The sequence below is a fragment of the Aquibacillus saliphilus genome (assembly GCF_020404745.1).
Classification (GTDB): Bacteria; Bacillota; Bacilli; order Bacillales; family Amphibacillaceae; genus Aquibacillus; species Aquibacillus saliphilus.
This window is the reverse complement of the sequence record NZ_JAIZAP010000016.1, coordinates 83,782-99,183: the sequence shown is the minus strand read 5'-3', so window position 1 is coordinate 99,183 and position 15,402 is coordinate 83,782. Positions and strand designations below refer to the sequence as shown.

Here is a 15,402-nt window from a genome sequence, read left to right as displayed (position 1 = left end):
CCAAACCTATATGAATTTCTAATTCGATATTTGTGTTGCCTCTGTTATAATATTAGCCGGAATCCTTTAATAGTCCCACAAAAACACGTTTGCTCGGGTATTTTAATACTAAGCCGTGAAACCCAAGTTATGAAAGAGGAAATATATGAAAAGTCTACTTTCCCGGAAATCATATAAAATTATAAGTATTATTTTTAGTTTCTTTTTATTTGTCTTTACCTTTCTATTAAGTATTACACTTGGTCAAACACCAATTCCATTAGATACTGTATTTGATGCTATCTTTAACTATGATGGGTCAATAACTGAACACATTATTATTACTACTTCACGACTTTCTAGAGCACTTATTGCTGCTGTGATTGGTTCTAGCCTTGCTATTGCAGGAGCATTGATGCAAGCATTAACAAAGAATCCGTTAGCAGCTCCTGATATTTTTGGGATTAATGCTGGAGCATTGTTTTTTATTGTTGTTTCTGTAACGTTCTTTTCTGTTAGTTCACTGGTACATTATATGTGGATTGCATTTTTAGGCGCAGGGATATCAGGTGGATTGGTTTATTTACTTGGATCACTAGGAAAAGACGGGTTATCACCAGTTAAAATTGTATTAGCTGGTGCAGCTATAACTGCTCTGTTTGTTTCGTTTACCCAGGGGTTACTTGTTATCGATGAGCAAGGTTTACAGAGCGTTTTATTTTGGTTAGCAGGATCTGTAGCGGGACGATCGATTGATATGCTTCTACCCGTTCTACCTTTCATAATTAGTGCGGGCATCGTTGCGTTATTTTTGGGAGGATCAATTAATATCCTGATGTCTGGTGAGGATGTCGCTAAAAGCTTAGGGCAAAAAACAGGTTTAATTAAGGCTGTTATGGGTATAATCATTATTTTTCTTGCTGGTGGTTCCGTTGCAGTTGCCGGATCGATTGGCTTTATCGGTTTGATCGTACCTCATATGGTTCGTGGATTGTTTGGTTCTGATTATAGATGGATAATTCCCTTTAGTGCATTATTTGGAGCTAGTTTATTGTTATTAGCTGATGTTGCGGCAAGGTTTGTTATTATGCCTCAAGAAATGCCGATTGGTGTAATGACAGCTCTACTCGGGACACCATTTTTCATTTATATTGCCCGTAGGGGGTTAAAAATCAATGACTAAGTTAAGTTCCATTAAAAACAAATCAAAATCAAATCAATTGAATAAAAAATCATTGGTCACCTTCCTTATTTTATTTTTGTTTTCATTACTTTTAATCTTATTGTGTTTATCGGTAGGTAGTAGCTTTATACATCCATTTAACGTAATTAACCATTTGATAGGAAGTGGAACCGGGGAATATGATTTTGTAATTAATACACTAAGACTACCAAGAGTCTCACTAGGCTTCATGGTTGGTGCGGCACTTGGGGTGTCGGGTTTAATATTGCAAGGAATTATTCGTAATCCCCTTGCCTCACCAGATATTATTGGGATAACTGGTGGTGCATCAGTGGGTGCGATTATATTTATTGTTAGTTTTATGGGAACAGTCAGTGTGCAGTGGTTACCTTTAGCAGCCTTGTTAGGTGCGGCAATTGTAGCTGTTTTCACCTATGCAATGTCTTGGAAGGATGGGGTAACCCCAATTCGTTTAGTACTGATTGGAATTGGGGTTGCAGCAGCAATGAACGCTCTAACAACCATGATGATTGTGCTTAGTGATACCTATTCAACAAGCACAGCTTATCTTTGGTTAACAGGGAGTTTATATGCTGCGAAATGGCAAGATGTCAACTCGATGTTACCATGGATTGTTATCTTTATCCCATTAACACTTTTATTTTCAAGAATTGTTAATGTTAAGCAATTAGGTGATGACATTGCTACAGCGCTTGGGGTGCGGGTACAATTATATCGAATGCTGTTGCTCTTTATTAGTGTAGCATTGGCAGGCTCAGCTGTTGCATATGCTGGTGGAATCGGTTTCGTTGGTCTAATCGCTCCACACATAGCTAGAATGATTGCCAATAGGTCGTTTGCAGTCCTAGTACCGATTACAGCATTAATCGGTGGGATCATTGTTGTTTTAGCTGATTTAGTTGCAAGAACTGCATTTTTACCACTTGATATTCCTGCCGGTGTATTCACATCCGGAATTGGCGCGCCATTTTTCATCTATTTACTTTATAAAAATAGAAATATGTAAAAGAGATAGGGCGTAAAATTAATTAATTTTGCTGGATCATAGCGAAACAATTAAAGGGTGTACTAGTAAATGTCTAATCAATTAACTACTAATGAAAAAAATTACTTAACTGATAATTTCCGTATTCTAGATAATGTTTCAACTGAAGAATTAGTGCCTTTAGAAAAACTAGTAGATGCTAGTTTCGTCGAACAGTATCTGATTGAGATGAAAAATATTTTAAATACAGACTATAATTTTGTTGCGGCATCTCAATTGATGAAGCGGATCGGTTTTGTAATGACAATACCGGCACTCTATACTATGACAATCTACAATAAAAAAGTTAATATGAGTTTAGCTAACTTGTCATTAGTTACGAAGTATAAGGACGGAATATGGGTCCCTCACTTATTTATTAACGACTTATCAGTAGAAGAGCAAAGTGATCATGATAGATTGATATGGAGACAGAGAACTGTCGAAGAACTATTTAAAAATCTATCACAATTAATTACATGTCTATCAGCTGTATCGAAAGTACCAAGGCCTATTCTTTGGGAGAACGTAGCTATTTATGTGTACTGGCTTTATGAGACTAAAATTAACGAAGAAACGGAAAATCAAAGTAATCTAGAGAGCGATTTTCATTATCTAATTCAGGATGCTCCAGGTCATCTTTTCGATGAATCTAGAAATCCACTTCAAATGTTTTACAGACCAAAAAAAGAAGACGAAGAAATAAGAGTCCGTCGTACTTGTTGTTTTTATTATGCATTACATGTGGATGGTACATGTTGTTCCACATGCCCGAAGAGTAAACAAGAACTAAAAAAATCCCCGATTTTTTAAGCGTTAAACAGGAGCTACTTTAGAGTTTTAAATTAACATCGATATTCTATCAAGGATTAATATGTAAGTTTAAAAACTAGTATAGTGCTTAACACTATACTAGTTTTTTGCTATCTAATTTCATAGTCTATGACCAAAGTTTATATTTCATCTACCTTCAAAATTATTTTTCCAATATTTTGGTTGCTTTCCATACGAGTGTGAGCTTTTTGAATATCCTGAAGTAAATACACTTGGTCAATTACTGGCTTTAACTTATTTTGTTCAAATAGAGGAAGGGCTCTTTGGGCGAAATCTCTTGTAAGATCAGCTTTATATTGATCAGTTCTTGGCGTGAGTAATGTACCCTTTAACTGAACTCTCTTAGCCATTAGTTCCATTAAATTGAACTTTTCTAGCTGTGATCCACCGAGCAGTCCGATTAAAATCCAGCGACCATCTATTTTTAAGCTAGCCAGATTTTTCTTATAATAGGAGGCGCCGATAAAATCAAGAATCAACTCGACTCCTTGGTTATCGGTAGCTTGTAAAACTTCCTCTTCAAAAGATTGTTTCTTATAGTTAATGCCCAAATCAGCGCCGAGTGATTGACAAAAATCAAGCTTCTTCTTCGATCCTGCTGTTGTGATTACTTTTGCGTCTACTAACTGCTTAGCTAATTGAATAGCGGCAGTTCCAACGCCACTTCCACCGGCGTGAATTAGTACGGTTTCATCTTTTTGTAACTCACCAAGCCAAAACAATGTCTGAAAAGCAGTTAAAAATACTTCTGGAATGGCTGCAGCCTCTTGAAATGACAGGTTGTCAGGAATTAACATTGCTCGATCAGCAGGCATTACCGCATACTCAGCGTAGCCCCCGCCATTTACTAGGCCCGTCACACGTGTGCCGGCTTCAATCGTTGTACCTGAACCTGACTCTTCTACGATCCCAGCAACTTCAATGCCTAGAATGGGATTGTTAAGATATCCAGATTGTCCCATGCGACTAATAATATCTGTTCTGTTAATCGCAGCAGCCTTTACTTTAATCAGTAATTCTCCTGATTTTATTTTAGGATCTGGTTGCTCACTCATTTGTAACTGTTCTACTCCACCTGGTTCTTTTACAGTTATAGCCTTCATATTCACCCTCGCTCCCTTACAATTTTTATCATCGAATGAATAAAGTTATCCTATAGAGATGCCTTATAGAATAACAAGATAATTTTGTCATAATTGAATCATAGTTAAAAGAAAAATGGAAGTCAATGGAACTTGGTTGTGAAATAACTTTATAGTATCTAAATAGAGAAAATATGTGCGTGGGTTGATTTGATGTATGCTTGAAGAAAATACTGGACTGAGGAAGCAATACAAAAAATGTGCTTTTTCAATTAGTAATTGGACTGGAGAAACTAGTAATAAGTTTTACTTCTATGCTATATCACTAAAGTCGTGTTAAAATAAACAAGTATATCTTAATAATGGAGGCAGAGAAATGGGCAAACGAGTATTTCTTTTTATATTAACAAACATCCTTGTTATGACAACAATTGTTATCGCTTGGACGCTAATAACAACTTATACGAATGTCAGTGGAACGTTTGAAAATAATGGTTCTACTTATTTAGGAATTAATTACGGGTCGCTGATGGTATTCAGTATTCTCGTAGGTTTCATAGGATCATTCTTCTCACTAGCAATATCACGTTGGGTTGCTAAGAAAATGATGAAGGTTAAGGTGTTAGATCCGGATGGTCAATTATCACCATATGAACGTGCAGTGGTTGAGAAAGTTCATCGCTTTTCACGTACAGCTGGTTTAATGCATATGCCAGAGGTTGGTATTTACCAATCTGGTGAGGTTAATGCATTTGCAACAGGCCCTTCAAAAAAACGATCGCTTGTTGCTGTTTCTGCAGGTTTATTAAATAACCTGGACGACGATGCTGTTGAAGGCGTTATTGCCCATGAAGTAGCACACGTAGCAAATGGTGATATGGTAACGATGACGTTATTACAAGGTATCGTCAACACGTTTGTTGTCTTTTTCTCAAGAATTGCTGCAATTATCGTTTCGCGTTTTGTTCGCTCTGAAATACAATGGATTGTCCGTTTTGCAGCGATTATTATTTTCCAAATTTTGTTTTCAATTCTGGGAAGTATTGTCGTTAGTGCATACTCCCGTCACAGAGAATATCACGCAGACCGCGGAGGCGGTGATTTAGCTGGACGTGATAAAATGGCTCATGCCCTTCGTTCTTTGAAAAACCATGTAGAGAGAGCAAAAGTCAATGACGGTACAGATGATTCTGCTATTCAAACAATGAAAATAAGTGGTAGAGGAACAATGAAACTCTTTTCATCTCACCCTGATTTAGACGATAGAATTGCACGTTTAGAACAAAGGTAAATGAAAGAAATAAAAAAGCAGCTTCTCTATAAAATAGGGTTAGCTGCTTTTGTTCTTTAATAATAGGAATAAGGTGGTTATTGATATTTTGTTACAATCTCCTGTAGCTTCAGTGCTAAACCTACTTTTCCATCAACTTTTAATTGTCCCTTCATAAAAGCCATTGTTGTATTGAGGTTATCGTTTATAAGTTTAGAAAAATTCTCATCAGAAAGATTCAAGATTACTTCTGCCTGGTCTGAACTACCTTCCAATACATTTACTTGGCCATCAATTATTATGATTTGCAAGGGGCCAGACTCTGCTAAATTCACTTGAAATACTCGGTTTTTCTCATCCTTGATGAATTCTGGATTGGCATTCATCTTCTCAACTAATGTCATTAATTCTGCTTTTACTGTCATTGTTTTAACCTCCACGTCTTACAAGCTAATAGCTATCTATATATATTTCCCTATTATTGCTACGAAGTCCTGCAATAAATAGTAAAATCCGATTGTTGTGATACAATCGTACTATTGGATTTAGCGAAAAAATTGCATAAGTACACTTCATGTAATCAATAAAATTACACAAAAAAGCCCTTGATTTTTAGAAGAGCCTTAAGGAGGGGTAAGGCATCCTGAATATAAAATTAAACCCAAAAATCATAAAACAAATGTGCGGTACAGTCTCTTTTAAAAAAGGTGAGTCATTTTTTCGTGCAAATAAAGTAACCATTGATCACTACAGTCAGGATCTATGCGCGGCCAAAGTTACAGGTACGGAAGATTTTCAAGTCACAATTGAACAGAAATCAAACGGAGGTTTCAGTAGCAAGTGTAGCTGTCCTTCGTTAGCTAGCTTTCAAAAAGATTGTCAGCATATTGCAGCTGTGTTACTGGCAATTTACCACTACGATATGTCTAAAAAAAATTCTGCTATTTCGGGTGAATATCAACTTGGTGCCACCAATAATCAGGGGTTATCTGATGGTTTATTGACACTTTTCAATCAACCGTCAACGCGGTCAAGTGGCCATCAACTCCATTTAGAAAACAGGCAGGTAATTGATGCTGTGTTTACGTGTAAACTTGTCCAGATCGGGAACGGACACAATTTGTTAGGAATAGAAGTTAAGATTGGACCTGCCGAAGTACCAAATATCCGCCAATTTCTAGAGCGATTGAAGGAAGGTATGCCATCTATTCTTTCTTCTTCCTTCACCTATGACCTAAATACTCATTGCTTTGTAACTGAATCGGATGCAGTGATTCAGCAGCTTATCCAAGTGAATTACGATGAAAAGACAAATATGGACAAAGTAACCGAATCACGAGCTACAATTAGTGACCGAATATTATTGATTCCACCGTCTTCATGGAAAATGCTTGTCCCTTTACTAAAAAGTGCGAAAGTGGTGAGGTTGGAGCATGATGGACAAACCTTTGACAGTCTTGAGTTAACGGAGGAAGGTCTTCCTTTGCAGTTTCATTTTTTGGAAACAAAAAGTCATGGATATCAATTGAAAATTGATGGATTGGATCGGATGGTTGTACTTGGTGACTATCAGTCTGTTTTATATGATGGAAAAATAGTTCGAATGCAGGCTCACAACAGTAAACGACTGGCCGAATTAAAACGAATGCTAGCTGGTCAGGCAACAAATCTAATCCCGATAGCTCCGGAACAAGTCGATTTATATCTTGAAAAAGTTGTTCCAGGATTAAAACAACTAGGTGACGTCAAAATAGCTCGTGGCCTGAACAAACGGTATGCCAAGACACCATTAGTTGCAAAGCTATACTTGGATCGAGTCAATAATCGTTTGCTTGCGGGATTGGAGTTTCACTATCAACATATTGTAATTAATCCACTAGAAAATCGGGAAGTCAAGTTAGATTCTTTAATCTTAAGAGATGTTGACAAAGAGGAAGAGATATTAAAGTTGATGGAGGATAGCTTGTTTGCTAAGACTGAAAGTGGCTATTTTTTACATAATGAAGAACTGGAGTATCAATTTTTGTACCATGTCGTTCCGAAGCTCAACAAGCTTGTTCAAATTTATACAACAACGGCAATAAGAAACCGAATTGTAAAAGAAAATGCACGTCCAAAAATTAGAGTGAGAGTCCAAAAGGAACGAACCAATTGGCTTGAATTTAAATTTGAAGTAGCTGGGATTCCAGAGGATCAAATCCGTGATCTACTTGAAGCATTAGAGGAAAAAAGGAAGTATTATCGGTTGCGAAATGGAGCGTTATTGTCGCTAGAAACCAGTGAGTTTGAAGAAGTTAATCAATTCCTCCATGCACTTCCAGTCCAGAATAAGGGTCTGGAAAATGGTCTTGACTTACCAATGGCCCAAAGTTTACAGCTTCTTGATTCGATTGAAGATACTGGTACATTGATGGTGGAGAAATCGTTCCGTCAGTTCTTGGAAAATATCCAGAATCCAGGTAGCAAGGAATTTGAGGTGCCAACAGAAGTTGCATCAATTTTACGAGACTATCAAAAACAAGGCTATTATTGGATGAAAACACTAGCAAGCTTCAGCTTTGGAGGTATTCTAGCTGATGATATGGGACTTGGAAAAACGCTGCAAAGCATCACGTTTATTTTGTCAGAACTTCCAGATATCAGGAAGAAAAAACTCCCGGTCTTGATTGTTTGCCCATCCTCTGTTACCTACAACTGGCTTAGTGAAATCTCGAAGTTCGCTCCTGTTTTGCAAGCTATCGTTCTTGACGGTAATCAAATACAAAGGTCAAGTTTGCAGAAGGATGTAACTGACATTGACATAGTGATTACCTCTTATCCGTTACTACGTAGTGATATTAATTGGTACGAAAAACAAACATTCCATACCGTATTTTTTGACGAGGCACAGGCATTTAAAAATCCAATCACACAAACGGCAAGAGCAGTAAAGAGAATTCAATCAGATCACCGCTTTGCGCTGACAGGTACACCAGTCGAGAATTCACTTGAAGAGCTGTGGTCAATTTTTCATGTTGTGTTTCCTGAATTGTTCCAAGGTTTGAAGGATTACAGTAACCTACCTAAAAAAACAATTGCTAGAAGGGTTCGTCCATTTTTGCTTCGTCGCTTAAAGCGAGACGTACTATTAGAGCTTCCGAGGAAAACGGAATCACAACAATCAACGGAATTACTTCCAGAACAAAAAAATCTGTACGCAGCCTATTTAGCTAAGCTTCGGCATGACACATGGAAGCACCTTGATAAGGAAACCCTCGGAAAAAACCGAATTAGAATCTTAGCAGGATTGACCAGATTACGGCAAATTTGCTGTCATCCGAGCTTATTCGTTGATGGTTATAAAGGAAGCTCAGCCAAATTTGAACAACTACTACAGATAATAGAGGAATCAAAGCTTTCCGGAAGAAGAGTATTGATTTTCTCCCAGTTTACGAAAATGCTCGACCTAATCGGAAGAGAATTAGCGGTTAAAGGCATTCCATTTTTCTACCTTGATGGACAAACGCCACCAGAAGAAAGAGTAGCAACATGCAACAGGTTTAATGTTGGGGAACGTGATTTGTTTCTGATATCGATGAAGGCTGGAGGTACAGGCCTTAACCTGACTGGAGCTGACACCGTTATTATGTACGATACTTGGTGGAATCCAGCTGTCGAGGAACAAGCAGCCGACCGTGCTTACCGGATTGGTCAGACAAATAAGGTAAAGGTTATCAAGCTTGTTGCCCGTGGTACAATCGAGGAAAAGATGAACGAACTGCAAGACAAAAAGAGGCATTTAATTGAAGAGATTATTGATTCAAAAGAGAAGAAGTCAGTATCTGTGCTTACCGAAGAAGACATTAGGGAAATACTGATGTTATAGGTGTAAAACGGGTGTATATGGCTAGACTCATTAACCAATAGATAGGATGAACAAGATGCAGAATGTGGTTCGTTTAAAAATAAAAGATAAGTTCGCAAATAAATTTAAATCTGGCTTTCCACACATATTTAAAGAAGCAATTTTGAATAGTGAAGCATTAACGGAAGAAGGAACAATTGTCGACTTAGTTGACGAGAAAAATAATTTTCTTGGTAGAGGATATTATGGCAGGCAAAATAAAGGCTTCGGCTGGGTTTTAACCCAAAAGGAACATCAATCATTTGATCAACAGTTTTTTGATAATAAACTGAGTACTGCGCTAGATCAGCGAGGGTTATTTTACCAAGACAAGTCTACTACAGCTTTTCGTGTCTTTAACGGTGAAGGAGACGGTATTGGTGGGTTGACGATTGAATATTATGATGGTTATTATGTGCTCAACTGGTATAGTCAGGGAATTTATCAGTTTAAGGAATTTGTTATCCAAGCACTGAAGAATTTAATTGAGTTCAAGGGTATTTATCAGAAAAAACGTTTCGATACCGGTGGTAAATACATTGAAGACGATGATTTTGTAGCTGGAGAACGAGGGGAATTTCCGATTACTGTTAAAGAAAATGGTGTCAACGTCGCTGTCTATTTGAATGAAGGTCCGATGACGGGAATATTTTTGGATCAAAGACAAGTAAGGAAGATAATTCGTGATAAGTATTCACAAGGGAAAACAGTGCTGAACACTTTCTCATATACTGGCGCATTTTCAGTGTTTGCGGCTCTAGGCGGCGCAAAGAAGACAACGAGCGTCGATTTAGCTAACCGAAGCTTACCAAAAACAATTGAGCAATTTCAAGTCAATAATATTGATGATAAACAGCAGGAAATAAGAGTGATGGATGTCTTTAATTACTTTAAATATGCGGTTAAAAATAAGCTTTCCTTTGACATGGTTATCCTTGATCCACCAAGCTTTGCGAGATCAAAAAAACATACATTTAGTGCGGCTAAAGATTACGTAAGTTTACTTAAAGAGACAATTGCTATTACAGACGATCAAGGCTTAATCGTTGCTTCGACAAATGCCAGTAGCTTTGGTATGGATAAGTTTAAAGGTTTTATTGACAAAGCCTTTAAAGCGACAAATAAAAAGTACAAGATAATTGAAACATTTACATTACCCGACGATTTCAAAACGATTAAACAGTATAAGGAAGGGGATTATCTTAAGGTAGTTTTTATTAGGAAGATAAAATAATTGTTAACTGAGTCCATTTCACAATTATAAAATCAAGCCACATCGTTGTATCCTGATGGCGGTAAAAAGGTATTATGGAATTGATTAAACAACAAATTTATATCAATAATCCCGTCAATAGAAGTTATTTTAACAGTACCTGAAAGCTTATCTTTTATCTCCATATACAAAAATCGTTTGCTGATAGCAAACGATTTTTGTTATGGTCTAGGAAATTATAAAATGGACTGCTGTGGATAATTAATTCATAAGCTTAGCCACGTCCAGCTCCGGCACCTACCACCTCGAGGTCTTAAGTCAATCCTCTCTGTGGCAAAAAACACCACGCCGAGGCTTGTCTTAAGCTTGTCGGTGGTGAGCTAGGCGCCTGCGCTTTTGTTCTAGGGTAAGAAAGTTATGGAAAATTTCCATTTTATTGAAGTAATATCTTAATTTTCCTATAGCTTATGGTACAATTTTAATAGGTTTGTGAATTTGAATTCAGGATTACATATAGTATCAATTTCATAATTACCTTATGCAGTAATTGTCATCCACATATAGTTTGGGAACAATTTATCACAACTATATGTGGATGACAATTGCAAAAAATCAGTATATAAAATTGGCTAATATAAGGAAACTTTTTACTCAGTTAAATCGTCTATTTATTATAAAGCTGTGGGGGGAAAAACATGAAAAGACAACTTGCAATTATCGGAATATTTGTTCTGCTTATTTTTACTATTTCTAATATTAGTTTTACTTACATAGCAAACGCTGAACAAGCTGACAGACTAGAGATAAAAGTAGATGCTGGATTAGATGGAAAAGCGAAGCGGCAGCATGGATATCCTGTTACCTTAACGATCACAAATAATAAAGAGGATTTTACTGGTGATCTAGTTATTACGATACCACGTGATTACGAATCGATTGGAAATAAAGTAATACCGATTGATATTGCAACTGGGACAACGAAAACAATTTCTTTTTCAGTACCAGCTATGGAAGGTTTGGATGTACTTAGGCAAGGACCTAATCAAACGGTTCAACAGTTTCATCTATATGAAGGTAGTTGGGAAAAGAGCAAGGAGCTATCGATTGACTCAAGCTTGGAATTAACACCAACATATATCCAGGATAATAAGTTGGTAATGGGTGTACTAACTGACCGACCGGATAGTTTGAATTATTTGAAATTGACGTCATTTATGGGAAATAGCCCAGAAGTCCTTGCGTTAGATGGCGATGATTTACCAGATGAGACGGAAGGGCTTGAATCTCTTGATTTACTAGTTATCAATGATTTTTCGATTGCTGAATTACCGGAAAAAAAACAAATGACAATTAAAAACTGGGTGAGTGAAGGTGGATCGCTTGTTACAGGGAGTGAGCCGGGTCTCAAGCAACAGTTTGGTAGTCTTTCCGACATGTTACCATTAACGATTACGGGCAAAGAAACTGTCCAAGAAATTCAAGGTTTTAACACACTATATCAGGAACCACTAAAGGCAAGTAATTTGGAACTTTTTACTGGCGAAACTGATCAAACGGGAGCTATCTTGTATCAAGAAGATAAGACCCCTTTAGTTGTTGAAAAAGAGTTTGGTAATGGTCTCGTTACCCAATTTACATATGATTTAGGTTTTCCGACGCTTGCAGATTGGCAGGGTAATGAACCTTTATGGCAAAGCCTTGGTAGCGACGTAGGAAATATTAATCCAAAAATGAATAATTTTAATACCCGTGTGGGGCCTGGACTTGCAAACAGCTCAAGGGCTTTTGAAACCTTAGCAAGTTTCAAGATTTCAACACTTTCCTTATTATTTGTAGTGTATCTACTGTTAATTCTGCCGATTCTTTACATTGTTTTAAAAAGAATAGATAAACGAGAGTGGGCATGGATAATCATTCCCGCACTCGCAATTGTATCAAGTATTGGATTATATACCGTAGGAGCGAAAGATCGAATTGGTAATTTGAAAACGAATACAGTATCTGTCATTTCAGTTAATGAACAGGGTGTCGGTAGTGGCGATGGAGCGATTTCACTGTTATCGAAAGGATCTGGAACATATACGTTATCTACAGATAGTGAGCTCAGTCCATTTCCGGCCGTTGAACAATATCGAGGTGGAGCTCAATCTTTTTCTACTTTACCAGTCGTGGATTTTGAAGGTGACAAGGCAAATGTACATTTTCAAAATGTGGAATTTTGGTCTCCACGGAGTGTGTCAATTGATTACCCAACAGGGGATTATGGTCAGTTTCAATCAGATTTAGTGCTAGCAAACGATACGATTACAGGTCAAATTATCAACAGTTTTCCTTATGATTTAGCCGATGTCTATCTGATTAGCGGACAAACTTCTAAAGCAATTGGAGAATTAGCTGCTGGACAGTCTAAACAAGTTAGTTTTGATGTTACTAATCAATCCTTTTTTCAACAACCAACAGAGCAAGTAGCCTATCAATTATTTGGTCAGCAAGGTCCAATGGGGCAACGAAGCGATCAACAAGTAAAGGCTGAATTACTCTCTGTGGCGATTAGAACCCAGATGGAAAATAAAGTTGATACACCTATATTAATCGGTTTTACCGATGAATCTCTATATCCGGTAACTGTAAATGGGGATGAAACCGTTGAAGATAATCTTCAATTGTTTACTCAGCCGATTTCAGTTCAATTACCCGAAGGAGAGAGTGTACCTCTTTCATCAGAGATAAATAGGCCTGAACTGTCGATTATTGAAGGTCAGATTTATCACAATGCGATTGGACAGGGGGAATCATTCTTTGACGCAGGACCTGGTTCCTACTTATTGACATATGCTCTACCTAAGTCTTTCAGTGAAAAATCCTTTCAGCTTGAGCAATTAGGTATAAGAATCCAAGAACGTATCGGTGGTACGACTTATTCTCTTTATAATAGTCAAACAGATACGTATGAATCAATTGAACAAAATCATGCTGTCTATGATGAAGATGTTGATAGTAACTATCTAAAAGATAACACGATCCAAATCCGTGTTAGCACAAGTTCAGAAGGCATGATTAATGCTCCAACTGTTACCGTTGAAGGAGTGACAAACCCATGATTGAGATAATAAACTTAACGAAGCGGTATGGTTCATTTACCGCACTTGAAAATCTTAATTTAACGATTGATAAAGGTACTGTGTTTGGATTTGTTGGTCCTAATGGAGCTGGTAAATCAACGACATTTTCCATTTTAGCAACGCTTTTAGCTCCAACTAAAGGAACGGCATATGTAAATGGCTTTGATGTGACCAAAAATCCAAAACAAGTTCGTAAGCATATTGGATATGTACCTGACTTTTTTGGTGTCTATGATCAATTTAAGGTACATGAATATTTGGATTTTTATGGGGCCAGTTATTCGATTCCAACTAGCGAAAGAAAAACAATTATTCCGCAATTATTGGAGCTTGTAAATTTAACTGAAAAAACAGATGCCTACGTAGATTTATTATCAAGAGGGATGAAACAGCGACTCTGTCTAGCAAGGGCTTTAATCCATGATCCAGAGGTATTAATATTAGATGAACCTGCATCAGGACTCGATCCTCGTGCAAGAGTTGAAATGAGAGGGATCTTGCGCGAGCTTAAAAATATGGATAAGACAATCATTATCTCATCACATATTCTCCCAGAGCTATCGGAAATCTGTGATGAACTTGGAGTTATTGAAAACGGAAAGTTGATTGCAAATGGCAATGTTAATCAAATTGAACACCAGCTACAAGCACAAAAAATATTAATGGTAACAGTAAAAGAAAATATAGAACAAGCAATAGCATTCTTCGAAGACGATTCAAACGTGCTTGAGATTGATCAAGATCAGCAAAATCAACAACTTTTAAAGTTATCTTATCAAGGATCCGATGATCAGCAAGTAGAATTATTGAAAAAAGCAATTGGGGTAGGAATACCTATTTTAACACTTGGACAAAAACAAACCAATTTGGAAGATATCTTTATGGAAATTACTAAGGGGGACGAGTAAATGGACCGGTTACAAGCATTATTCATTAACCCTGTCTTAAATAAAGAAATTAAATTAAGGTTTCGGTCATTCAAGAACTTCTTAGGAATCTTCTTATTCTTAGCTGTTTGTGGAGCAGTTTGTCTGGCTTTTATTTACATTGAAACACAATTTACTCATGACGGTTTCACATCGTCGGATAGTAAAAATTTATTCATGCTTCTATCGATGGGTCAACTTGGCTTAATTGTATTTATCACCCCTGGACTTACAGCAGGTACAATTAGTGGTGAAAGGGAAAAACAGACCTTAAATATCATGCTTACGACACAACAGTCATCAACATCGATTATCTTAAGTAAACTATTTTCATCGGTACTGTTTTTGATTTTAATGTTAATTGCATCTTTACCGTTATACAGTATTGTTTTCTTATATGGTGGTGTTTCACCCCAAATGGTATTTGTTACGTTTGGTTACCAATTGTTAACGATGCTAACAATCGGAAGTTTAGGAGTAATGTTTTCTACAATTAGTAGGAAAACAATGGTATCTACCATTACCACTTATGGCATGATGTTATTTCTAGTTGTCGGCACAGTTATTTTATTTTTTATCACGGTTCGATTAATTATTGGATTCCAACAAGGGTCAACGGGAGTAAGTCAATCATCTAATATTTTCCCATATTTAATTCTGATACTCAATCCGGCAGTTGCAATGTTCGCGTCATTTGATTCGAACATGTTCATGTACGAATTTCAACAACTTGGAATTGATTGGCCTCTTTGGAAGGGGTTCACATTAGGTTACATTGCGATTACTATGTTTAGTTTATTAATAGCAATAAACCGACTAAGACCTAGAATGCGTGCTAAGACAAAGATAAAGAAGAAGGGTTAAC

11 protein-coding genes are annotated in these 15,402 nt (G+C 37.0%); 9 read left to right on the top strand and 2 right to left on the bottom strand.

The features are described 5' to 3' along the window. The first annotated feature begins 145 nt into the window (after positions 1–145). From LD272_RS15670 to LD272_RS15660, 3 genes are all read left to right on the top strand, one after another. Positions 146–1,162 (top strand): FecCD family ABC transporter permease, encoded by a 1,017-nt coding sequence (locus LD272_RS15670; protein ID WP_226037567.1) that lies wholly within the window; start codon positions 146–148, stop codon positions 1,160–1,162. Then, complete coding sequence (locus LD272_RS15665) at positions 1,155–2,189, top strand: FecCD family ABC transporter permease (protein ID WP_226037566.1); 1,035 nt, start codon at positions 1,155–1,157, stop codon at positions 2,187–2,189. Before LD272_RS15670 ends, LD272_RS15665 begins: the two co-directional genes overlap by 8 nt. A 69-nt stretch (positions 2,190–2,258) precedes the next feature. Continuing rightward, on the top strand, positions 2,259–3,020 hold the full coding sequence (locus tag LD272_RS15660) for an IucA/IucC family C-terminal-domain containing protein (protein ID WP_226037565.1): 762 nt from the start codon (positions 2,259–2,261) through the stop codon (positions 3,018–3,020). A gap of 140 nt (positions 3,021–3,160) precedes the next feature. On the opposite strand, the gene LD272_RS15655 is transcribed toward LD272_RS15660, so the two are convergent. Continuing rightward, complete coding sequence (locus LD272_RS15655) at positions 3,161–4,144, bottom strand: NAD(P)H-quinone oxidoreductase (protein WP_226037564.1); 984 nt, start codon at positions 4,142–4,144, stop codon at positions 3,161–3,163. 355 nt (positions 4,145–4,499) lie between these two features. Between LD272_RS15655 and htpX the strand changes: the two genes are divergently transcribed. Continuing rightward, entirely contained in the window at positions 4,500–5,414 is a 915-nt protein-coding gene (htpX, locus tag LD272_RS15650; protein WP_226037563.1) for a protease HtpX, read from the top strand. A gap of 77 nt (positions 5,415–5,491) precedes the next feature. On the opposite strand, the gene LD272_RS15645 is transcribed toward htpX, so the two are convergent. Continuing rightward, on the bottom strand, positions 5,492–5,818 hold the full coding sequence (locus LD272_RS15645) for an SCP2 sterol-binding domain-containing protein (protein ID WP_226037562.1): 327 nt from the start codon (positions 5,816–5,818) through the stop codon (positions 5,492–5,494). A 254-nt stretch (positions 5,819–6,072) separates the two neighbouring features. Here LD272_RS15645 and LD272_RS15640 point away from each other — a divergent pair, with 254 nt between their 5' ends. The 5 genes from LD272_RS15640 to LD272_RS15620 all read left to right on the top strand — a co-directional run bounded on the left by LD272_RS15640 (position 6,073) and on the right by LD272_RS15620 (position 15,401). Next, on the top strand, positions 6,073–9,258 hold the full coding sequence (locus LD272_RS15640) for a DEAD/DEAH box helicase (RefSeq protein ID WP_226037561.1): 3,186 nt from the start codon (positions 6,073–6,075) through the stop codon (positions 9,256–9,258). Positions 9,259–9,313: 55 nt separating this feature from the next. Then, complete coding sequence (locus tag LD272_RS15635) at positions 9,314–10,510, top strand: class I SAM-dependent rRNA methyltransferase (protein WP_226037560.1); 1,197 nt, start codon at positions 9,314–9,316, stop codon at positions 10,508–10,510. Between the two features lie 674 nt (positions 10,511–11,184). Then, the gene (locus LD272_RS15630; protein ID WP_226037559.1) at positions 11,185–13,590 is read left to right on the top strand and encodes a DUF8725 domain-containing protein; all 2,406 of its coding nucleotides are present in this window, start codon (positions 11,185–11,187) and stop codon (positions 13,588–13,590) included. Further along, positions 13,587–14,519 (top strand): ABC transporter ATP-binding protein, encoded by a 933-nt coding sequence (locus tag LD272_RS15625; RefSeq protein WP_226037558.1) that lies wholly within the window; start codon positions 13,587–13,589, stop codon positions 14,517–14,519. Before LD272_RS15630 ends, LD272_RS15625 begins: the two co-directional genes overlap by 4 nt. Next, positions 14,520–15,401, top strand: coding sequence for an ABC transporter permease (locus LD272_RS15620; RefSeq protein WP_226037557.1), 882 nt, complete (start codon positions 14,520–14,522; stop codon positions 15,399–15,401). The last annotated feature ends 1 nt before the right edge of the window (position 15,402 follow it).